Genomic DNA, 20026 nt, shown 5'->3' with positions numbered 1-20026 from the left:
GTTAAATAGTTGGTTCTCACCACACCTCAAGATCTAACCACCCATCAAGCACCGCCCCCAATGCTTCCATTCCAACAGCCCCGTCTTCTGTAGGATAAAGCTGAATAAATTTACCGGCTTCCGTATCAAGCAGCACAGGTTCTGCGCGACTTCCAGGGTAGACGCAGAGTACTTCACGGATTCGGTTATAGAACGACTTCCGTACCGGACAATAATATTTAATGCCGACGTATTCGTTCATTTGCTCAGCAGCTTTCGTATTCCCATCAGGCGAGTAGATATTACGAAGGGGGCTATACTTCACTTCTACGGCAATCGATGAATGATAGAGGGGGACGCCCTCTTGTTTCTTATAATAGTCCATGCGGATATCTGGCTTTTTTCTTCTGAACTTGGAGAAGAAATACGTTCCATTAGCAATCGCATCCCGGGACCGATGTTCAAGCTCTTGTTCATACACGACATGCAGTTCCGCATCGTCATTTGCTAAAACGACCGTGGTTCCGCCCTGGAGCTCTGAATGTAGATATCCTTTTTGCAGCTGACCCATTAGCGTATCCTGCTTAAAAGAAAAGCCGCGCTCTGTTATGAGTTGGACGATTGTTAAGAGCGTGTAATACTCATACATTTTCCCAGTAGAGTGAAACAAAGGAGAGCCTGAAGATGGTGCCGGCGGTGCAACTTTCCGACCTCCGGATTCTTCTAGTTCATGCCACAGCTTATGGAACGAAATATACCCACGGCTTTGGACAGAACGAGGCACCCTTGGATGCACATCATCCACATCACTCCAGAAGCCCTGCCGGATGACGTAGCGGAGCTGTTCCCTGTACGGCTTCACCTTCTGAAGCATCTGATCCATACTAGATATTTTCAATCCATGGGCTTCTTTTGTCTTTTCTTTACTCTTCTGCATGTTCTTTAACAACGTCTGATCATGAGAAGTAACATGGTGAAGCGGGCTTCTACGATCGGATTGAATTTGTCTGATCTCACCCTTAAGTTTCTCATGTTCATCCAAGAAGACGAGTCGTTCATGTTCGAGTGACTGAATAAGGGTGTCCATTCGCTGTAGAATCGCTTTTGTACGCAATTTAACGAGTTGATTCTCAGGAAGGTTGGCGTCATGGCGATGTTTCCGGTTATAAAACTTTGTCCCGCTCATAACAGCTCCTTTAAAGGAGTGCTCCCATTTCACACTTTGCCGGTCCATCCTACCTGGATGAGATTCTACCTGGTAGTGACGCCTAACGTTCATTTGGTTTTCTTTCTCAATCCAATCCAGTGCGATCGTCAACTTTCGGAAGGAACGATCTAGCCAGCGGAGAAAGCGTAGGTCGCTTTCTCCCATCAACTGTTCAGGGCTAAGAGATAGACTTACATCCTGATAGTAGTTTGTGGTCAGCCCATCTAATGCCTTTTCTAGATACTCCGCAATTCTATTAAACTGCTGCTTCGAGAAGTGGTGCGGAATGATGCGGACAGCACCGTAATACGTTTGGCCTTCCATGTCGACTTCGAACAGAAACGTCCCGCACGGCCAAGGGAAGGTGTCTTCTTTTGCCGGATCAAATAATGGCTGCACTTGTTGGTGTTTCCCTAACGAAATCTCAAGTGAACTCCCTTCGCCCTCCTTAGAAGGAAGGCGCACGGTAACGGAACGGTTCGCCTTCCAGTCAATCAGTAACACACTCCACCTCTGATATTCATAAACCTCCACGATGGTTTCCATAAGGTTATGTCGTTTCTGGTCAGGGCTTAGGGAATGGATTTTGACTTCATTTCGTCCTGTCTGAAAATAAAGCCCAATTCCTAAAGTCTCAAGCATGACCGTCTCTTGCTCATTAATTGGTAAAGCCATACATCATCAACTCTTTTGCTTTGTTCTGAAGGGTTTTCAGAGACAAGGTAAAATCAGAAGCCATTTGAGCGCGGTCGGATTTAAAGAGTTGGGCAAGGGAGCCGTCCACATAATCTGTAGGCGTACTCATTTCACCAACCATAGGCCCTGCAAACGTATCTATTCCCTTAATCTTCGTTAAGATCCTCTGATTAATCTGGAAATCAAACAGCTCGCGTCTAGAAAGTAAAGGCTGTCCATTCTCATGCGGTACGTTACACAAGTAATCGGCAATCGCTAGTGCCACACGGAAGGAGACTCCCTTTTGGGGATCGTTCTCATTCATAAGGGTATGGATCGCATCAAGCGTATGAACCTCGTACTCATTCAACAGATGAAGTCCGACCTCCTGAGGAGCAAAGCGCCATTCCTTTCTCAAATGAGAAGCGCTCACCTTTCTCGCCTCAGGAGAAATAGGAACAGAACGGTGAACCTTTTCATAGAAAGCGATTGTATCTTTAAAAGGCGGCTTCTTCGGTGTAATGATATTCGTCCGGTCAAGAAGCCGATCAGAGAATGACTTCGTCGTCTCATCGAAGTTCACGGTTCCAACAAAGATTAAATTGTCACCAAGTTTAATACGAGACCCGTAGCGGCCACTTTGTTCCGTCACGTGATCGTTAAAGATCTGTAAGTGCTTGTCCCCATTAATCTCAAGAAGCGAAAGAAACGGGCTGAACCAGTGCTCGACTTGCGACAAATTCATCTCATCAAAAATAACCATATGTAGCTGATCCGGATAATTAGCAGCATGTTGAAGCAGACTCACAAGCCCCGTATCGCTCTCATGAAATAGCTCTGTTGTTGGATTCAAGTAGCCAAGTATATCATTTGGATCCTGGTAAGAAGGGGAGATGGGTAAGAAAAGCATCGTCTCTCCTTCTACTAACCCTAACGTTTCCCCGTATATGCGAGCGAGTTGGGATTTCCCTGTACCAGACATGCCACCGAGAATCGTAAGCGGATTCGTCTTCACACTCATATGAAATGCATACAGATCTTCTTCTCGGTAAAACATCTTGTGCTCATACCCTGCTTTATGGAGCAAACGGTGAAGAAACTCCATCTCAGAAGTAGCATGAGCCGGATCTTTAGAATGCTCCTCGTTTGAAACAACAGGCGCTGCTGGTGGTTCTTCCTCAGGCTGTGGGTGAATCGAGAGCTCTTTTTTCTTCGTTTCAAAAAGCTCACACAAACTAGCAAACTTTTGTTTAGACAAGAAATACAAGTGATGTTCGTATACCGCATCAACATGTTCGATCAGTTCATCCGGATCAAGAGAAGCATACCGAACAGAAGCTTCATCTTTCTGGAAATACGTTGTCGAGTTACTCTTAGACTCAAGGTCGACTTCATAGAGCGTGTTTTCGAACAGAACCATGGATGGAGACGGGAAAAGGTTCGGGTACTTCTTTAATGTAATCGGACGCTTCTCGTTCGTTAACTTCGATTCAAGATCCTCATTCGTCTCCCCGATACGCAAATCAGGAGAAGGGATCACAACATATCCCTCTTCAGGTTGGATGGGCTCAAGCTTAATCAACTCAACGTAGATATTGTCATTCGCATGGGTCAACTTAAAAAGAACAAGCTTGTCCTGAAACAGTGCTTCAACACGAGGCTTAATATCGGGATAGGGAAGACGATCATAGTTGATCAAATCATTCAACAGGCGCACATTGTTCATCGAGTTGGTATTTCCTGTTAAGAGATCACTCATCTTACCGAAATAACGGGCCAGTCCATTTGGGATAGGAGACAACGGTTTAATATAAAAGGTTAATCGGTCTGAATGTTCGCTTAAAACAATCGGTGAATCTTGAAACGTTTGGGTATGAATTTCAGATGATGTAGCTAATCGACCAACGAAGATGCTGTCATCGAGTTGTCTTCTTACGATATGTGGGAGTTTAGTTGATAGCTTCATAGGTTGCATCTCCTTCTAGGTAGAAAATAATTTTGCGGAACACGCTCTGAGGAGATCCGCTGACGAATTTATAGCTGTACGGTTTCTGTTGCAAATACTTCCTGACTTCAAGCTGCGACTTAGATGAAAGGGCGTTCGTGTCAATAAAGATTAACTTGTTCTCTGGGATGAACTTAAACTGCTCAGAAAAGGATCGATCTGTATTGTATGTAAGCAGCTTCTTCTCTGGGATGAAAGACTGGTACCGCTCGGCAAGATCGTTCGTAATAAATAAGAAATCATCCTCATCAGAGAACACATCTACCTCGGCCATCTTTTGCTTCTTCGTAGCCTCCTGATACTCCTGGCGCACTTTATCAAGTTCACGTTCAAGCGATTCATTCTGTCTTTGAAGCTCGAGTCGTTCTTCTCTTTGGTCTTCTTCACGAGCTTGCCGATCCTGTTCTTTCTCTTTCAGCTGACGAAGGAGATCATCGCGTCGCTTATAATACCGACTTGCTTTCCGTTCAGCAGAAGCCTTCTCATGGAGCGCTTCCTGACGCTCTCCATCAGCCTTAGTAATGGTTCTCTCAGCAAGCGTAATAAGTTCATGGAGCGCAAGTTTATATAAAGGGTATAATTCTTCAGAAGAATAGTCCTCATTGTTCAAATCGTATTCGCTTATAATTTGTAAGGCTTGTGTGTCGTGATCCTCTTCATACTCTTTCTCGAAAAACGTTACAAGATCTAACTCCTCAGGCAGATCTTCCATGTCTGTGTGCTTCTCAAGGAATGAACCGATGAGAGAAGGAAGCGTTGTTTCGTGTTTCTGCGCATGGCCTTTTAGGATTTCTTCTAAGGAGAATTCCTGAAGCCCTGTGTATACATCTTCTCCGTTCTCTAAATTCTCGATCATCCTCTTTCGGTTGTCTTCATATCGCTCAGGGAAAAGCACAGCCACAATCATCATTTTTTGCGTATCGGTCATGCTTTCTTGCAAGGAAGCTTGTAAGATCAGCTCAGAAAACTCGTACTCTTCCATATCCTCTATAAATGGTCCTGTAAATCCCCGGAAGAAGATTCTGAGGTCCGTAAGTGAATCCATAAATTTTGTGATCGCTTGTTTTAGCATAGGAGGTGGGGCAGAAACCAATCGTTTCTTTGAGAACCCTTGTACTTTTAGGTCGAACACCTGCGCAATTCTGGCCATCTCTTTTTTTGAAACATGTTTCAGAAAATCGCGTTTTACCGTCTTTTGTATCTCGAGCCACTCCTGGCTTATTTCCTTCGTCTCCGTCGTCATCAAAGCCACTCCTTAAGAAATAGGTATATGTAAAATAATAGATAAAAAGTCGGGTTATTACTAGTCTTGACATGTATTGGATGATGGGGGGCGTCTTAATTTTTGGGGGGAGAGTGGCTCAAGCTGCTGACGGTGCAGGCGCATGCCCCTGGCGAGTGGCTCAAGTTTGGGAGTAGAGGCTCAAGCTGTGGCGAGAGCGGCTCAAGTTAGAAGGAAATTGACTCAAGTATTCAAAAAACCGACTCAAGCCAGCGGCCGACGACTCAAGTCAGAGCAGTCTGGCTCAAGAAAGAGTGAAGCGGCTCAAGTTTTAAAAAAATTGACTCAAGTAAGAAGGGGGAGCTGACGGTGCAGGCGCATGCCCCTGGCGAGAGGCTCAAGTTTGGGAGTAGAGGCTCAAGCTGTGGCTCTAGCGGCTCAAGTTAGAAGAAAACTGACTCAAGTATTCAAAAAACCGACTCAAGCCAGCGGCCGACGACTCAAGTCAGAGCAGTCTGGCTCAAGAAAGAGTGAAGCGGCTCAAGTTTTAAAAAAATTGACTCAAGTAAGAAGGGGGAGCTGACGGTGCAGGCGCATGCCCCTGGCGAGAGGCTCAAGTTTGGGAGTAGAGGCTCAAGCTGTGGCTCTAGCGGCTCAAGTTAGAAGAAAACTGACTCAAGTAATCAAAAAACCGACTCAAGCCAGCGGCCGACGACTCAAGTCAGAGCAGTCTGGCTCAAGAAAGAGTGAAGCGGCTCAAGTTAGAAGAAAATTGACTCAAGTAGTCAAAAAACCGACTCAAGCTAGCGGCCACCGACTCAAGCCAGAGCAGTCTGGCTCAAGAAAGAGTGAAGCGGCTCAAGTTTTAAGAAAACTGACTCAAGTAAGAAGGGTGAGCTGACGATGCAGGCACAAGTTGGCTCAAGTCTTGGACGAACTGGCTCAAGCCAGGCAGCGCTAACTGGAATATAAGACATTAAAAAAGGACGGTTCAGCCCGTCCTCAAGCATTTCTATTCTACCTTGTCAGCCTCAGCCATTCTGTGCGGGTGGTTGGGGCCGATGGTTTTACACGGCAAGCATTCGACTTTGCCTTTTTCTAAATAAAGGGCGCGGCAGCTTGGGCAATGGTCTGCTTTTTGGCGCTTTAGGGTTTCGCCGACCCATGGGATCATTTCGGTATCGTTCATATTGTATTTGTCTAACCCTTTAACCGGGTCAATTCGATCCGCATGATAATTGAACTCGAACCATTTTCCTTCACGGTTCATAAAGTAGTAGACCAAATCTGCATTTTTTCCTCTGTATCGGGGCAGGGCGTTCGCCACTTCTTTAGGTACAAAAGACATTAGCGTATCAATAAATCCACGACTCATTTTTGGATATAAAGGAGCGACATCGTTAAATCCAAAGTCAACCATATGAATGATGCCTTCTTGAATTTTCGCTACCACACTAAATCCAGCTTTGTCGATCTCAAATCCTTCATGGTAATAAGTGAAATCCTCATCATACCACATCAAAAAATCCTTTCTGTAACCTATCTGATTCAACAATTGTAGCATACATTTGAATCCCGCGTGAATGTAGAGATGGCTGAGAGGGAATAAGGAAAATGTACTTTTGTTGACTGTTAACTATCATGTGTTTTATAGTAATTGATGCCTCAATGATTGATGGGTCAATGAATAGATGCGCTCTAGTTGACAAAATATAAAGATCTATACTAAATTAGTTGACGGGTCAATTATTGATGCATCAATTAATTAGGTGAGGAGGGGGATTTGTTGACGAATTCATATCAGGAACAAGAGAAGCTCATTCTTCAATTAAATGAGATCTATAGACAGATGAGCCCGAAATTTGAACGCTGCACAGGAATAAGCCAGTCACGACTAGAGTTGCTTCATAAATTAATGGAAGTGGATGAAATTAATCAGACTGAGCTTCGTCGTCAGGTAAACATTGACAGTGCTGCCGTGACGAGACACCTAAAGCAGTTGGATGAGAAAGGGGTCGTCTCTCGTCGCAAAAACCCTGAAGATAACCGGGTCACATTCGTCAAGCTCACAGAAGCTGGGCGAAGTAAGATCGAGCGTTATTGCAAAGAAAAAGAAAACTTTATAACACAAGTCTTCAAAGGAATTACAGACCAAGAGCGTGCTGTCTTATCAGATTTATTATCAAGAGTGGAGAGCAACGTGAAGGATATTGAAGACGAACAACCTATAGAGTAGAGGAGAATACACCATGACGAAAGCAACCATCAACGATTTCAACCAAATTATCTCAGGTCGCCGTTCTATTCGGAACTACGACCCATCCGTGAAAATCAGTAAAGAAGAGATGACTGAAATTCTAAGAGAAGCAACAATGGCTCCTTCTTCTGTTAACTTACAGCCTTGGCGCTTTGTTGTGATCGACAGCGAAGAAGGGAAAGAAACCCTTAAGCCTCTAGCCATGTTCAATCAAAATCAAGTCGAAACATCTGCAGCCGTAGTCGCTGTGTTTGTAGATATGAACAGCACAGAATACCTTGAGACAATATTCGATAGTGCCGTAGAACAAGGGAAAATGCCACAAGAAGTACGCGATCGTCAAGTTCCTGCCATTCAAGGGCTAGTTGAACAACTTTCAGAAGATGCGTACCGAGAGATGAACCTAATCGACGGTGGTCTTGTATCGATGCAGTTTATGCTAGCAGCTCGTGCTCATGGCTATGACACGAACCCAATTGGTGGCTATGAGAAAGACCAAATCGCGGAAGCTTACGGATTAGATAAAGACCGTTACTACCCAGTGATGCTGATCTCTATCGGTAAAGCAGCAGAAGATGGGTACGAGTCTGTACGTCTTCCGATTGATACAATCGCAGACTGGAAATAAACTAAACTTTAGAAAGAGGGACTTATTCATGATCATTACTCACGCACATTTTCAAGTAAACCCTGAGAAAGAACAAGCTTTCTTAGAAGAAATCCGTTCACTTATTGCGGATTCAAGAAAAGAAGAGGGCAACATTTCGTATGACTTAATGAAAAGCACCGAAGAGGAGAACGCGTATACAATGGTAGAAGTATGGCAGGATCAAGAATCTGTAGAAGCGCACGGTAAGAGCAGCCACTTCACAGCTTTCGTTGAGAAAGCGCCACAGTTCTTAACAGCTCCACTTGCGATTGAGTCGTATGCAGGGGAAAAAATTGAACGTTAATATAGATGAAGGAAGCATCTGGTCTTGGGCCAGGTGCTTTTTTATTGGAGGTGGGATAATAGGAGAGGGTGTTCTTATTCATCAAGACGCTTGGCCAAATTATTTAACTTTACATCATGCACGCCTGTCTTTTCACTTAAAAAATCAATATCCACTAGGGTGCGGCTTACTTTTTGATCAATAATGTCCAACATAGCTTTAATATCATGCTGCTGAGCATATTCAATACGGTCAAATCGTTTGTCCATATAGGAGATTAGGTTATCAAAACGAGTGTCCATTTCGCCGAAACGCTGATCCACATCCCTAAAACGCTGCTCCATATCTCCAAATTGTCTGTCCATATCATCAAAGCGCTGCTCCATATCTCCAAATTGTCTGTCCATATCATCAAAGCGTTGATCCATACCATCCAAGCGGCTATCCATATGATCAAAACGTTGATCCATGCGTTCAAAACGGTTGTCTATACTCACGAACTGATTATCTACATTTTCAAAGCGACTATCTATACTTTCAAAGCGTCTATCTATACTTTCAAACCGCTCATCTACACGTTTGAAGCCACTATCCATTTGGTCTGAAAGGGATTCGATTTGTTCGGATAATTTCAGAAGCAATGTTTCTTGATCCATTTTTGTTCACCTCCTCTTTTTTATTGATAATATACCATTCTTTAAGAGTGTTCAACCTTCCTAAAGGGGGTTAAAATTTGGATTTGAAGGGGGAAATAGACATCAAAATGATTGTTTTATAAACAAACTTTTGAAAAGTAAGTATTGCCTTTGAAACGAAAAAAGAAAAGAAGCGAATAGAGGAGATTCCAATCAAGGGCTTGTACATAATCCATTGTCTCGCTACATAGGTTCCAATAAAGGAGTGGGGTCTAAGATGACGACGTATGCGAAGGTTTTCTTAACAAACGGTAAGGCGTATGTAATCGAGTGCCAGGACAGGGATGAGTTTCTAGACTTGTTGGAGGATAGCGGACTTGTTGAAATTGAGGAGGATATCATCATTAACCCGATGCAGGTGTGTGCGGTGGAGTTTGAAGAGAAATAAAAAGCTCTGAGGGAGGCAAGGAATACAGTTTTGTGAGAGACTATTTATAGGGATAAATGGATTCCGGAATACTCATCGTATATAGGGATGGGGATCAAGCCTTCTTTGAGTCTGAAGAAAGTTCACCGTATTGTAAAGATCATGAATAATGGCTCGGAAGGTGATTACATAATTATAGAAGGAAAAGACCTCGGAAAGTTGAGAAGTTTATAAATAAGGGAGGAAGATCAACATGGAGAGAAAACGTTATGGAGTGTTTGGTTCGGCATTTGACCCCATTACAATCGGTCATCTTGTAACAATGGAAATGGTAAGAGACAGGAGAGGGTTAGATGGAATTATTCTCATCCCGTCTTCGGATATAAGGGCTGATAAGGAGCGGGACCTATCGCCGAATGAGGATCGATTGAGCATGATTCAATTAGCGATTGAAGACAATCCTCATTTTCATGTCAACGACATTGAGCTTAGGGCCCATGGCTGGGAGACGTATACGTATAACACGATGGAAAAGTTAAAAAAAGAATACGCTAACGATGAGTTGTTCTTTGTGATGGGCGCTGATAATCTAGCCAACGTTACAAAATGGCATAAGGGGCATGAACTAATCGAGAACAATAAATTCATCGTCATGGGACGAGAAGGGTATGATATGCCTCAAATTATAGCGAGGAATTCATTTTTGACGAAGCATGAACACCGATTCGATTGTCTGAGTAAAGGTGTGAATGTAGAAACAAGTTCTACGTTAATTCGATCTCGCATTGAAGATGGGTTGAGTGTGAAATACTTAGTTCCTGAACTGGCATTACAATATGCATTGGAGAAGGAATTGTATAAGTAATTTTTGCCAAGCCATCAATTACTTGTCTGCATTTTCATCCTTTTGTTCGCCCCATTTAAAACCTGACTTACCCATATAATACAAAACCCCTGCGGTTGCTAATGTAGACAATATTGCGATTATAGCTCCCATTCTTAAACCTCCTTTTGACTTTGTGTTATTTATTAAACCTGCTTCATTAATGCAATAGTAGCTGTTGTATCGACAATTACTTGTTCCACTATTGCACCCTTGGTTTAATTTAACTATTTATCACTTTCTACTTTTCGCAAGTGAAATATTGTAAAAACCTATACCCCCTACAACTAATCCGAAAGTCTGTGCTATTCCTATTATTATATCAAACGTGCTTTCGAGATTTATTAAGCTAATAACCCCACCTATTCCTAGCATCGTGAATGCAATACTCAAAAATATAAGGGCAGTAAGATTATTTTCGATCTTTTTATTTTTACTCATTTATTACCACCTTCTCGATACATCCCTCGTTAACGAAAGAACCGACTGTTCTTGTGCAACTATCGCACCCTTTACTTTAATAAGAGATTCATGAAAAATAAATGTTTACACCTACTAGGGCTATTATCGAAAAGATATACAATGACGAAGCAATTCTTCGGTTGCTTCGTGGAACTTCTTTGTTTTTTAGAACTCTCAGTTGTTTAATAGTCAACAAAATAAACACAAAAATCGAGACTATAAGCAATTCATTCATTTTCTTCACCTCTAAATGGTATTTAACAAACCTGCCCCTTTAGTTTAAGTACACCTTTTCACAAACTGGAAACATACTGCGTTGTGATCTCAGCTTCCTGCCTCACTTAAACCTTCGCTTCCTCTAAACCTTGAACACTAGTTTCCTTTCTCGTTTCCTGAACCATAATAACCGAACCAATAACAAAGGCAATCCCTATATACTGCCACAGCGTTAACGTCTCATTAAACAACAGGAATCCTGTAAGAGAAGCCACCACTGGCTCGATCGTGGCAATGATGGAAGCGCGACTTGATTCTACGCGTTCTAGACCTTTGGTGTACAAGATAAACGGAAGCATCGTACATAAGAAGCCGAGGCCTGCGATGAATCCCCATACTTTCCAATCGAGGAGAACCGGTAGCATTTCCACTAAACCGCTAAACGGGACCACAGCAAGTGCTGCGAATAGAAATGTATACACGGTAACGGTCAGTGAGTTGTGTTTCTGAAGGGCGTATTTTCCAAAGATGCTATAAAGGGCATAGAATAAGCCTGAACCAAGACCGAGCAAGAGTCCATACAAGGAAATCGTTCCGCTCATATTTGGTAACAACCCAATTACTAACGTACAACCTATAAGGGTTGTGAATAAGGCACTGATCTTACGCGTCGTGAGAGGTTCCTGGAATAAGAACTTCGATAAGATAGTGACGAAAGCAGGAGCCGTGTACAATAGAACAAAAGCGATTGATATAGACGTTTCTTCCATGGCGCTAAAGAGGCACCAGTTGAAGAACACGATGCTGATAATGCCCGTTCCAACAAAATAACGGCTATCTGAAGGCTTGATCCGGAATAGACGGCGATCTTTCCAAGCGACATACACACTCATGAACACCGTAGCCATAAACACACGTAAAGCCACGACCTGAACAGGACTGAAGCCCAAGTCGTATAAGTATGTAACAAATACCCCGATGATCCCCCACAAAGCAGCCCCTACACCAATAGACACCAAAGCTGAACGGTGTTTCATTCTAATCCCGCCAATCGATACATTTGGTACAAGACTACCATATTCAACAAGTGAACCATATTAATTTTTTACAAGAATACTGGAAGAAATATGATAAAATGTGTGGTGGTTCAAAAGGAGAGGATTTGATGAACGAACGTCACAAGAATGAGAACCAAAAATGGAGCAAGATTCGTGAGAAAGGGAAAAAGCATTACATTTTATATTACGGTGTGCTTGGCTGGGGATTATCCACAGGGGTACTCTTCTTCTTGGTTGGTGAAGTGATGGATCATAAGCTGGCGTTTAGGGGTTACTTCACTGGGGGCTGGGTACTTGAGCTTGCCATTGCGATTGGATCATTTCTGTTAGGTGGTCTGCTATTCGGTTATACCATGTGGGGGTTCAATGAAGGGAATTATACAAGTGATGATGAGGTGAGAGAGTGAAGGTTTCTACAAAGCTTCCTGTGTTAGAGCAGTTCCGTCCGGAAGAGCAAGGGTGGACAATGCTCAAGGAACCAAAGGCAGCCCTTGCTCAATGGCTCGCTTTACCGATTGGGCTGTTTGCGATCTTCCTGGTATATGCGTTAGCTGTTGTAGTAGGAATTGAAGAGTTGTATCAATTCCGGTTTGGCTGGAATCTTCTTTTGGCTTATATAGTTCTCGTGCCCATTCATGAATGGCTACATGCGATGGTGTTTCCCGATAAATTAAAGTCAGATGATATCTATGTTGGAGTGCTGATGAAGTACTTGGTGTTTTTTGCTTTTTATACGAAAAAGATGAGTCGGAACAGGGCTCTGGCTGTTTACATGACACCTTTTCTGGTGCTATCTTTCCTGCCGATCGTGTTCATGGCAGTGACAGGGATTTCTTCCTTATTTCTGTTTGATATCGCTTTTCTAAATGCCATATGTGCCTGTGTTGATCTTCTTGCGATGATCATGATTTATACTCAAGTACCAAAAGAAGCGGTTGTGCGCAACAAGGGGTATAAGACGTATTGGAAACATCAAGAGGAAGTCGTTACAGAAAAGTCAATCAGAACCCATACATAAGTCAGGGGGGAGAAACGCAAGTTGGCGGTTCTTCTCCTTTTTTATATGAGTTATCCCTCTAGAATTAGGTAATCCTTGGACTTGTAGATGGAAAGATTATGTTTGCTTGCAAAGTCTGCTAAATCCGTATAGACGTCATCAGGAGTAAAATGGGTGATTCGGACAGGGATCCCTTTTTTCGTTTTGATTATAGCCCCTTTGGTATTCCAGCCGACACGTTTGAACTTGATCTGCTTCATTTCATTTGGGGTTAAGGTTCTTTTATAAATAGGCCAGGAAAAGAACAACACTCTATAAGTTACATGATCATGGTTAACTTTGCATTCGTAGCGGATAAAAAGTGCCAAGGCAATACAAATGCATAATAGAATGCCGAACACGGTATATTCAATAGAAAGGCTATTCCGACTTAATAAGGAACTCACTATTAACAATAAGAGTAAAAGCAATGGAAATTTTTGCGTCTTTGCTCTATAAGGCATGAACGTTACTCCTTCCAATAACATTTATAGTACTTAATAAAGTTCGTTTGTACAGCCTGAAACTCCTTCTTAATCAAGGGAAAAACCCAAACCATTGACAATGTCAAAGATACCTAGTATAGTATGTTTTGTACCCCTTAGGGTATTTGGGGTGTAATTAGAAACGCAAATATAAATGTAATTCCAATAAATAAAAAGAAACACATTCACAACTAAAATCGATTTATAATATAGAGGAGAGATTACCATGGCAAATAAAATGACAATGAACGTAACAGCACAAACAGAAGGCATTACTGTAAAAGCTAATGCAGGAAAGCACGAATTTATGATAGATGAGGGCAAACACATGGGCGGTCAAGATTCTGGGCCGAACCCTCTTCAAAGTGTACTTGGTTCCCTGGCCGCTTGTGAAAACGTGACAGCACGCATGGTTGCAAGAGAGATCGGATTTGATCTGCAGGACATTTCCTTCAACATCTCAGGAGAGTTCGATCCTAGCGGTTTCATGGGCAAAGCGGATGTTCAGCCATACTTCGAAACGGTAACGATCGAGGCTGACATTACAACAAGTGAATCAGATGAGCGTCTGAAAGAACTACAGGAAAAAGTAGAAGCTCGTTGCCCGATTTATACAATGATGAAAGCAGCTGGCGTGAACATGGTTGATACGTGGAACGTAGCACAGCCGGCATAGTAGAATAGAGAGAGAAGCCAGGATTAGCGGATCCTGGCTTCTTTTTTTATGGTTCCCATGCAAGTGTGGATTTGGTATGCTTTAGTTGGTTTCCTTTATTTGTTAATGGATAAAAAGAACACGTTATACATAAAAACAACTGAGGAGGATGATGTAGATGTTAGGAAGAGGGAAGAGCACCGCAGGGAAAGTGCTTGCTTATGTAGGGTTATGGGTTTTTGCCGCTGGTTTTGCCTTTAGTGATTTATTGGGGATCGAAGGTACGCCAGAATTATTAGAGACGTTATCGATACCCCTAATGGTTGTAGGGGTACTTATGTTGGTATCGTCAAATTTCTTTAGAATAAAACACTAGAACATTGTGGCACACTCCTATTCGAGGCTACTAGAATTTGAAACTAACTGTGGTTTAAACCGTATGTATACTATAAGGATTCTCAGAATAGTGAACGAAAAAGCTTCTACAACGGAGGTGTTAAATCGTTTATGAACCATGAAAACCATAACAAACCGTTTAACGATGCCATTGCTCATAAGCAAGATATCGAAGGTTTCCCTAAAACCAGGGGAGGCAAGTTGCCCTTACCTATTAAGCTAATAGGGTATTTTCTGGTCGGAGGCGTTATTTTAATGTTTCTATTTGGGTTAATCGGTAATTTTCTTATCAATTAAATGGGTTAAGGAGTTGTCGTAGCGGCAGCTCCTTTGCTGTTGTACGAATGTTAGTTAAGTAAATGAAGGAGTGGAATTTTGCGTAAAGGCGTTGTTGAGTTCTTGTTTAATGAGAAAAAGTATAGATTAGAGAAATTTCTTCTCCTGTTGCTCCTTTATTTTGCAACCTTATATATAACGACCGTCTTCCAAGTTTCTCTGTTCGTTCTATTTGTCCTTGTATTTATGCTGGTGCTGATTATGTCCCTAATCAAGATCATGTGGTACAACAAGAAAGAGAAAAAGAATACTAGTGTGATTGACTGGATCGGCACCTTGCTCGCTTTAATTGTTTTGGCCGCATCGGTATTTCTGTATTTGCAAGAAAACAAAATCGAAAATGCTGTGTATGAAGCAATAGAAGACAAAGTAGGGGATGAGGATTTTACAATAGATTATTTTGAAAGAATAGAGAAGAATGAAAATGCCTATCTGGTTCATTATACCATTGGGGGAGAGAACACAGAGTATTGGGGTTGGTATGACTGGCAGGATGGAGAGTTGATTCATAACTTCACGAGAACCATTGAAAATAACTAAAAATAAAATGTCTCCTTACTTTCTCATTTTACGATTTCTTAGGCTTTCAAACTTGTCGGGGTGTAGGAACTTGATTCAATCTATGAAAGAAATGGGGAATAGGATTGATTAAATTGAGTAAAGCACTCTTGAGGGGCTTTAGCGTGGCACTGCTGTATATCGCCATTATTTTTATTACACCTTTCATTATTCGTTTTACTGGAAATACTACCTTTTCTTCACAGCCCGAATGGATGAATGCCAAATTATATTCCATACAAGTAACCGGAAATGAATATCACTCAAAGGCTACCATGTTAGGTTTAGTCATTTCCGTTTTAATTGGTACCGGTTTTTATTACATCGCGGACAGGATTTCTGCTCGTAGACAGGGAAGAGATAACAAATAAATTTAGGAAAGGTATTTTGAGTGAAAGAAGGAAACCGATAAAAAAGATATATAACAACTATAAATTCCGTGTGAATTTAAATAGTAGGAGTGATGGAACTATGAACCCTAAACTGTATCAATTAATCGTATCCACCCTTTCCTTTATTTCATTATATTGTTTAATCATTGAACGAAGCGTTTTACTGTTCGTAACAGTAATTGTCATTTACGTTATATTTGAACTGGTTCTGTATTTGCTTGGGGTGAAACAAAAGGTTAATGAAAAGAAAAGGATCAAGCATCAAAAGTCGTAAGCTTTGGAGTGAAGAGGTTTATAGGGCGCTGATTCTTAGTTTCACTTAAAGGGAAATTCCCTTTTTATAACAACTGTGTATCACCATTGAGGAGGATTCTTCCCTTGTTCAGAAAAATACACTACCAATTTATGAAGCACATAATCATACTATCTTTCGTTTTTATACTTCTAGGGTGTAGCAACGAATCACCCAAAGAGGCAATAAACAATCACTGGGCAGACGCAGTAGAAGTACAAAAGACTATATCCAAACAGGAAACAACCTATGGAACACTAGTCCTCTTCTCTGCCTACAATGCAGATGAAAAGGATCCATATGAAAGAGTAGGGATTGCTATATTGACTAAACATAGTGATTCTAACTGGGAAGTAATTGATACGTCAGTAGACTCAGTAAGAAACAATTCATTCGCTGCACATCACAAAATTTTGCACACTGAAGATGAGAGCGGAAAAGCAAAAGAAATACCGGTCGTATTTGGAAAGGTGAAGGACAAACGTATATCTTCTATTACAGCAGAAGTAAATAACGAAGTTGAAACAATAGAAATTATCTCTACCAACTCAGGCCGTTACTTTTATAAACGTAACGCTTGGGGGCCAATAAAAGCTTTAGATGAGAACGAGGAAGTTCAAGAACATTTTGGATCCTATTACAATTCAACCGCAGTCCTTACTTTTTAAACAAACAAATTATTTTGGAGGTGGTATCTTATGCCATTAGAACAAGAAGTTATGAGTCTGTTAATTGGTGGTTTTTCGATTGTTATGGGGATCGCTATTTTGGTCACAATCTTTCTATGGATAAGAAATAAACAAAATCAATCAGGTTACATATGGACGTTATTGCATCTGCTATTCGTTTCGATTGCTGTCTATTTCGCATTAAAGGGAATCGCTTTTGACTACACTCATCCAATGGCTTCAGAAGAAATCTCGCTCCAGATCGGGATCTCTGGCGTTGTGTGGGCGTTGAGCATGCTTTGTTTATCCCTTGCATTAGTTAGCTTTTCGAGAAAAAGAACCCATAGCGCTACTTAAAAGTTCACCTCACAAGATAGGTGGAAAGAGTCGATTTCCGAACGTAAAGGAAATCGACTCTTTTTATGTATTGGTCTAATTCGAAAGGGTACTGCAAGTCCTTTGGAAAAAAATATAAAATAGTATTGATTATTCAGTTCAACTGTATTATGTTATTACTAAGTTACACTATATAGTTGAACTGAATAAAGGATGAGGAAATGAAACACAAATTATTGCCGTTGTCTGAAACCATGCATTACATTTTATTAGCACTACGCGAGCCTCTCCACGGCTACGCGGTCATGCAGAAGATCGAACATATGAGTAAGGGTTCCGTTAGCTTAGCAGCTGGTACATTATACGGGGCGATTGAAAACTTGAGTAAACATGGTTGGATTGAACCGGTTGGACATTCAGGTCGGAGAAAGATCTATAAGATTACCGAAGAAGGAAGCACGATTCTGAAGATGGAACAAGAGAGGCTCTCGCATATTTTATCTTTATATGAAGAAGGTGAAGTGAATGAAGAGGTTTAAGGTGTTTATTAATATTGAGAAAGAAGAGGAATGGCTGAACGAACAGTTACAAAAAGGATATCGCTGCACACATATTAATAGTTTAGGATTGTACACCTTCGAAAAAACGGATCAGAAATATGTGATGCGACTTGATTATCAAGAATATTTACCCAAGGAAAAGCTTGAAGAATACATTGGAATCTACGAGGATTTCGGCTGGAACTATATTAAGGGCGCCGGGCTTGGGATCCGATATTGGCAAAAAGAAGATAATGGCCAAAATGAAATCTTCTCCGATCGCCAATCACAAGGCAATTATTATAAACGATTAATGAATTATTCACTGTGGTTCGGGATGCTCTGTTTAGTGTTTTCTTTTATGATTTACAAGGACACGAGATTATACCATGAAGGCCTTTGGGATATGAACGGTGCACTATTTTGGAAAGCACTTATTTTTGAAACTCCATTTGTTCTCTTGAAGCTGCTTCCTATACTTATGGCTGGCATCTTTGCTGGAAGTTACTATAAAGCTTATGTGAAGTATTCCATGTTGAGAGAAAAATCATAACGGTAGTTTAGTGAATCCATTCATTGCTTGTGGCATGTAACTTTTATTTTGATAGGTCGTCTAACTATATAAAGGAGGGACGGTCTTGAAAAAGAGAATGGTAAGTTTGTCTTTCTTGATCTTATTAATCGGGCTGTTTGGCTGTCAACAAACTAGTAATGATGAAAGTCAAAACACGAGTGGTTCAACACATGATGAGGAAACAACCGAAGAAGATTACCACATTGCAGGGGTTATAACCGAAGTAGATATCAAAACGAAAAGAGTGTTACTAGATTTAAAACAAGAAACAGAAGAAGATGATGAACAAATGTGGGTGACAATTGAAGAAGGAACAAAGGTGATGAATGAAAATAAAGAACCTTTGAGCTTTGAAGATTTACAGCCAAACATTGAATTAAAAGCTAACATTAAGGACAGCTGTTTAGAGCAGCTACCAGTAATATGCTTTGCTGAGGAAGTTGTCATTGTGGGATAGGGGGACAGGTCCCTTGTCCCGCCGCCTCTATCTGTGACGTTTACTCATTACCTAATGACTAAAAAGTAACAAAGGCGACCAATCTATGACACTTTTACTGGGCCACATGGGCAAAATGTAAGAGATAGCACTTATCTGTGCCCTTTTATAGAGAACAAAATACAAAAAACGTCAGAGACACGCATGTTCTCTGACGTTTTTGCATGAAACAGTATGGAAAAGGTAACAGTTCCTCTTTATGTTAACGACTTGGCTTTGCTCTTAAGATTAATGCGAATAGACTAAGTACGACAAACACTATAAATGATCCAATTGAAATAGAATAAAGACCTGTCTTATCACTGCTTTCATAGACTGCAACCGTACGGTATTTATCTTGATGAACTCCTTTGACCACAGCACCGTAGCCTTCGGAGTGTTTAACTGAAGTATCTCCATATTCTATGGCAATCTCTCGACCTCCCTCTTCTTGCAATGCGGAAGCGTTTGGATTTTTATATACTACAAAATACTCGATGGCATCTTTTCCTTCAACAAGGGAAGTAATCTGTTTAGTCTTCTGCTCAGACAAGCTACTGTCTTCAATCGTCATGATCACACTACTGACGGTTTGGTCAACGGTCTTCACTTCATATTCCTTCCAAAGTATACTAACCAAAAGCACTAAACCTAAGGCAAGCGCAATGCCAGACATTCGGAATAGATTTTTGATGACTTTGCTTTGGGCCTTGAACAACTGAAATACCCCTCTTGTGATTTGGTTTTGATCACCGTATGGGATAGGGGGACAGGTCCCTTGTCCGGCCGCCGCTATCTGTGCCCTTTTATAGAGAACAAACACAAAAAACAGTACTTAAAAGGTAAAAGCTCCTTCATATATTGCAATCAAGAAGCGTGAGAACTGTCCCGGCGCTTCCGTGGGAAGATAGTTAAAACCATGGTCAAAACCTGTGTTATTTAGTATAGTTAAATGTAATATTTTTGAAAACTGGAATGAAGTACATAGGTGGAATTTGTGAAAAGAATGCAATAAAACCGAAGGAGGTATTATCTTAACAGGGTGTATATTGGAATCTTTATAAGTGCAGGGGGTAGTAATATGTTGAGGAATAGCATTAGTTTTCCCTTTATATTTTTTGTAGTATCAATTATTTGGCAGTTAGTTTTTGATAAAGAGATTAAGTGGGTTGATAATATAGGGATATTTATTTTAATGTTCTTAATCTTACTATTATATAACTGGTTGACATTATCAAATAGAAAGAAAGACAGTAAAGTTAAATAGAAGATTTTAAAGGGTTTTTACTATTGGTGGCGATAGCTGTATAGTGGCTATTGTTTATG

The 20026-nt window shown here is 41.1% G+C and carries 28 protein-coding genes; 19 read left to right on the top strand and 9 right to left on the bottom strand.

Going from position 1 to position 20026, the window contains the following annotated elements; genetic code table 11:
* Positions 1-16: 16 nt before the first annotated feature.
* Genes N780_RS11055 through N780_RS11045 form a run of 3 tightly spaced genes read right to left on the bottom strand, consistent with a single transcriptional unit; the run spans position 17 to position 5109 of the window.
* Positions 17-1861 carry a hypothetical protein gene (locus tag N780_RS11055; RefSeq protein ID WP_036783757.1) on the bottom strand — a complete coding sequence of 615 codons (1845 nt, stop codon included), beginning with the start codon at positions 1859-1861 and terminating at the stop codon, positions 17-19.
* On the bottom strand, positions 1845-3827 hold the full coding sequence (locus N780_RS11050; RefSeq protein WP_036783755.1) for an McrB family protein: 1983 nt from the start codon (positions 3825-3827) through the stop codon (positions 1845-1847). Before N780_RS11050 ends, N780_RS11055 begins: the two co-directional genes overlap by 17 nt.
* Positions 3811-5109, bottom strand: a complete 1299-nt coding sequence (locus N780_RS11045; protein WP_036783752.1) for a hypothetical protein — start codon at positions 5107-5109, stop codon at positions 3811-3813. Before N780_RS11045 ends, N780_RS11050 begins: the two co-directional genes overlap by 17 nt.
* 598 nt (positions 5110-5707) lie before the next feature.
* Here N780_RS11045 and N780_RS11030 point away from each other — a divergent pair.
* Positions 5708-5989, top strand: coding sequence for a hypothetical protein (locus N780_RS11030; protein ID WP_156969156.1), 282 nt, complete (start codon positions 5708-5710; stop codon positions 5987-5989).
* Positions 5990-6100: 111 nt separating this feature from the next.
* Here N780_RS11030 and N780_RS11025 read toward each other — a convergent pair whose 3' ends face one another.
* A complete protein-coding gene (locus tag N780_RS11025; RefSeq protein ID WP_036783743.1) occupies positions 6101-6652 on the bottom strand; it encodes a hypothetical protein in 552 nt (183 codons plus the stop codon).
* A 222-nt stretch (positions 6653-6874) separates the two neighbouring features.
* Between N780_RS11025 and N780_RS11020 the strand changes: the two genes are divergently transcribed.
* The 3 genes from N780_RS11020 to N780_RS11010 are packed head-to-tail and all read left to right on the top strand — an operon-like array spanning position 6875 to position 8298.
* Positions 6875-7324, top strand: a complete 450-nt coding sequence (locus N780_RS11020; protein ID WP_036783742.1) for a MarR family winged helix-turn-helix transcriptional regulator — start codon at positions 6875-6877, stop codon at positions 7322-7324.
* A 13-nt stretch (positions 7325-7337) separates the two neighbouring features.
* Complete coding sequence (locus N780_RS11015; protein WP_036783740.1) at positions 7338-7973, top strand: nitroreductase family protein; 636 nt, start codon at positions 7338-7340, stop codon at positions 7971-7973.
* A gap of 28 nt (positions 7974-8001) precedes the next feature.
* A complete protein-coding gene (locus tag N780_RS11010; RefSeq protein WP_036783738.1) occupies positions 8002-8298 on the top strand; it encodes a putative quinol monooxygenase in 297 nt (98 codons plus the stop codon).
* A gap of 74 nt (positions 8299-8372) precedes the next feature.
* Here N780_RS11010 and N780_RS11005 read toward each other — a convergent pair whose 3' ends face one another.
* A complete protein-coding gene (locus N780_RS11005; RefSeq protein ID WP_036783736.1) occupies positions 8373-8933 on the bottom strand; it encodes a hypothetical protein in 561 nt (186 codons plus the stop codon).
* A gap of 256 nt (positions 8934-9189) precedes the next feature.
* On the opposite strand from N780_RS11005, the gene N780_RS19860 reads away from it, so the two are divergent.
* Both N780_RS19860 and nadD read left to right on the top strand, forming a co-directional pair.
* Positions 9190-9360, top strand: a complete 171-nt coding sequence (locus tag N780_RS19860; RefSeq protein WP_156969155.1) for a hypothetical protein — start codon at positions 9190-9192, stop codon at positions 9358-9360.
* A gap of 232 nt (positions 9361-9592) precedes the next feature.
* Entirely contained in the window at positions 9593-10204 is a 612-nt protein-coding gene (gene nadD / locus N780_RS11000; RefSeq protein ID WP_036783734.1) for a nicotinate-nucleotide adenylyltransferase, read from the top strand.
* Between the two features lie 252 nt (positions 10205-10456).
* On the opposite strand, the gene N780_RS10995 is transcribed toward nadD, so the two are convergent.
* Both N780_RS10995 and N780_RS10990 read right to left on the bottom strand, forming a co-directional pair.
* Positions 10457-10663, bottom strand: coding sequence for a hypothetical protein (locus tag N780_RS10995; RefSeq protein WP_036783732.1), 207 nt, complete (start codon positions 10661-10663; stop codon positions 10457-10459).
* Between the two features lie 362 nt (positions 10664-11025).
* Complete coding sequence (locus tag N780_RS10990; protein WP_036783730.1) at positions 11026-11937, bottom strand: DMT family transporter; 912 nt, start codon at positions 11935-11937, stop codon at positions 11026-11028.
* Positions 11938-12065: 128 nt separating this feature from the next.
* Here N780_RS10990 and N780_RS10985 point away from each other — a divergent pair, with 128 nt between their 5' ends.
* Both N780_RS10985 and N780_RS10980 read left to right on the top strand, forming a co-directional pair.
* A complete protein-coding gene (locus tag N780_RS10985) occupies positions 12066-12365 on the top strand; it encodes a hypothetical protein (protein WP_052115019.1) in 300 nt (99 codons plus the stop codon).
* On the top strand, positions 12362-12976 hold the full coding sequence (locus N780_RS10980; protein WP_036783728.1) for a DUF3267 domain-containing protein: 615 nt from the start codon (positions 12362-12364) through the stop codon (positions 12974-12976). The genes N780_RS10985 and N780_RS10980 overlap by 4 nt, the downstream gene beginning before the upstream one ends.
* 50 nt (positions 12977-13026) lie before the next feature.
* Here N780_RS10980 and N780_RS20055 read toward each other — a convergent pair whose 3' ends face one another.
* Positions 13027-13458: a hypothetical protein gene (locus tag N780_RS20055; RefSeq protein ID WP_036783726.1), complete on the bottom strand. Its 432-nt coding sequence runs from the start codon at positions 13456-13458 to the stop codon at positions 13027-13029.
* A 247-nt stretch (positions 13459-13705) separates the two neighbouring features.
* On the opposite strand from N780_RS20055, the gene N780_RS10970 reads away from it, so the two are divergent.
* The 11 genes from N780_RS10970 (at position 13706) to N780_RS10920 (ending at position 18682) form a co-directional block, all read left to right on the top strand.
* The gene (locus N780_RS10970) at positions 13706-14155 is read left to right on the top strand and encodes an OsmC family protein (protein ID WP_036783724.1); all 450 of its coding nucleotides are present in this window, start codon (positions 13706-13708) and stop codon (positions 14153-14155) included.
* A gap of 157 nt (positions 14156-14312) precedes the next feature.
* A complete protein-coding gene (locus tag N780_RS10965; RefSeq protein WP_036783722.1) occupies positions 14313-14510 on the top strand; it encodes a hypothetical protein in 198 nt (65 codons plus the stop codon).
* Positions 14511-14641: 131 nt separating this feature from the next.
* The gene (locus tag N780_RS10960; protein WP_036783720.1) at positions 14642-14827 is read left to right on the top strand and encodes a hypothetical protein; all 186 of its coding nucleotides are present in this window, start codon (positions 14642-14644) and stop codon (positions 14825-14827) included.
* Between the two features lie 78 nt (positions 14828-14905).
* Positions 14906-15406: a hypothetical protein gene (locus N780_RS10955; RefSeq protein ID WP_036783718.1), complete on the top strand. Its 501-nt coding sequence runs from the start codon at positions 14906-14908 to the stop codon at positions 15404-15406.
* 143 nt (positions 15407-15549) lie between these two features.
* Positions 15550-15795: a hypothetical protein gene (locus N780_RS10950; protein WP_156969153.1), complete on the top strand. Its 246-nt coding sequence runs from the start codon at positions 15550-15552 to the stop codon at positions 15793-15795.
* A 100-nt stretch (positions 15796-15895) separates the two neighbouring features.
* Positions 15896-16090, top strand: coding sequence for a hypothetical protein (locus tag N780_RS10945; protein ID WP_036783714.1), 195 nt, complete (start codon positions 15896-15898; stop codon positions 16088-16090).
* A gap of 104 nt (positions 16091-16194) precedes the next feature.
* On the top strand, positions 16195-16776 hold the full coding sequence (locus N780_RS10940; protein ID WP_036783713.1) for a hypothetical protein: 582 nt from the start codon (positions 16195-16197) through the stop codon (positions 16774-16776).
* 30 nt (positions 16777-16806) lie between these two features.
* Entirely contained in the window at positions 16807-17133 is a 327-nt protein-coding gene (locus tag N780_RS10935) for a hypothetical protein (protein ID WP_036783711.1), read from the top strand.
* A gap of 200 nt (positions 17134-17333) precedes the next feature.
* A complete protein-coding gene (locus tag N780_RS10930; protein WP_036783709.1) occupies positions 17334-17651 on the top strand; it encodes a PadR family transcriptional regulator in 318 nt (105 codons plus the stop codon).
* Positions 17638-18204 (top strand): DUF2812 domain-containing protein, encoded by a 567-nt coding sequence (locus tag N780_RS10925; RefSeq protein ID WP_036783707.1) that lies wholly within the window; start codon positions 17638-17640, stop codon positions 18202-18204. The genes N780_RS10930 and N780_RS10925 overlap by 14 nt, the downstream gene beginning before the upstream one ends.
* Positions 18205-18289: 85 nt before the next feature.
* The gene (locus N780_RS10920; protein ID WP_036783705.1) at positions 18290-18682 is read left to right on the top strand and encodes a hypothetical protein; all 393 of its coding nucleotides are present in this window, start codon (positions 18290-18292) and stop codon (positions 18680-18682) included.
* A gap of 241 nt (positions 18683-18923) precedes the next feature.
* On the opposite strand, the gene N780_RS10915 is transcribed toward N780_RS10920, so the two are convergent.
* Positions 18924-19418 carry a hypothetical protein gene (locus N780_RS10915; RefSeq protein WP_036783703.1) on the bottom strand — a complete coding sequence of 165 codons (495 nt, stop codon included), beginning with the start codon at positions 19416-19418 and terminating at the stop codon, positions 18924-18926.
* Positions 19419-20026 lie beyond the last annotated feature (608 nt).

It is taken from the genome of Pontibacillus chungwhensis BH030062 (assembly GCF_000770675.1).
GTDB classification, from domain to species: Bacteria; Bacillota; Bacilli; order Bacillales; family BH030062; genus Pontibacillus; species Pontibacillus chungwhensis.
This window is presented reverse-complemented; position numbering and strand designations above follow the sequence as displayed.

Bases quoted from the DNA above. Each gene is read 5' to 3' on its own strand.
- N780_RS11055 (WP_036783757.1), bottom strand. From the start codon at position 1,861: ATGGCTTTACCAATTAATGAGCAAGAGACGGTCATGCTTGAGACTTTA.
- N780_RS11050 (WP_036783755.1), bottom strand. From the start codon at position 3,827: ATGAAGCTATCAACTAAACTCCCACATATCGTAAGAAGACAACTCGAT.
- N780_RS11045 (WP_036783752.1), bottom strand. From the start codon at position 5,109: ATGACGACGGAGACGAAGGAAATAAGCCAGGAGTGGCTCGAGATACAA.
- N780_RS11025 (WP_036783743.1), bottom strand. From the start codon at position 6,652: ATGCTACAATTGTTGAATCAGATAGGTTACAGAAAGGATTTTTTGATG.
- N780_RS11015 (WP_036783740.1), top strand. From the start codon at position 7,338: ATGACGAAAGCAACCATCAACGATTTCAACCAAATTATCTCAGGTCGC.
- N780_RS11010 (WP_036783738.1), top strand. From the start codon at position 8,002: ATGATCATTACTCACGCACATTTTCAAGTAAACCCTGAGAAAGAACAA.
- N780_RS11005 (WP_036783736.1), bottom strand. From the start codon at position 8,933: ATGGATCAAGAAACATTGCTTCTGAAATTATCCGAACAAATCGAATCC.
- N780_RS19860 (WP_156969155.1), top strand. From the start codon at position 9,190: ATGACGACGTATGCGAAGGTTTTCTTAACAAACGGTAAGGCGTATGTA.
- nadD (WP_036783734.1), top strand. From the start codon at position 9,593: ATGGAGAGAAAACGTTATGGAGTGTTTGGTTCGGCATTTGACCCCATT.
- N780_RS10995 (WP_036783732.1), bottom strand. From the start codon at position 10,663: ATGAGTAAAAATAAAAAGATCGAAAATAATCTTACTGCCCTTATATTT.
- N780_RS10990 (WP_036783730.1), bottom strand. From the start codon at position 11,937: ATGAAACACCGTTCAGCTTTGGTGTCTATTGGTGTAGGGGCTGCTTTG.
- N780_RS10985 (WP_052115019.1), top strand. From the start codon at position 12,066: ATGAACGAACGTCACAAGAATGAGAACCAAAAATGGAGCAAGATTCGT.
- N780_RS20055 (WP_036783726.1), bottom strand. From the start codon at position 13,458: ATGCCTTATAGAGCAAAGACGCAAAAATTTCCATTGCTTTTACTCTTA.
- N780_RS10970 (WP_036783724.1), top strand. From the start codon at position 13,706: ATGGCAAATAAAATGACAATGAACGTAACAGCACAAACAGAAGGCATT.
- N780_RS10965 (WP_036783722.1), top strand. From the start codon at position 14,313: ATGTTAGGAAGAGGGAAGAGCACCGCAGGGAAAGTGCTTGCTTATGTA.
- N780_RS10960 (WP_036783720.1), top strand. From the start codon at position 14,642: ATGAACCATGAAAACCATAACAAACCGTTTAACGATGCCATTGCTCAT.
- N780_RS10945 (WP_036783714.1), top strand. From the start codon at position 15,896: ATGAACCCTAAACTGTATCAATTAATCGTATCCACCCTTTCCTTTATT.
- N780_RS10935 (WP_036783711.1), top strand. From the start codon at position 16,807: ATGCCATTAGAACAAGAAGTTATGAGTCTGTTAATTGGTGGTTTTTCG.
- N780_RS10930 (WP_036783709.1), top strand. From the start codon at position 17,334: ATGAAACACAAATTATTGCCGTTGTCTGAAACCATGCATTACATTTTA.
- N780_RS10925 (WP_036783707.1), top strand. From the start codon at position 17,638: ATGAAGAGGTTTAAGGTGTTTATTAATATTGAGAAAGAAGAGGAATGG.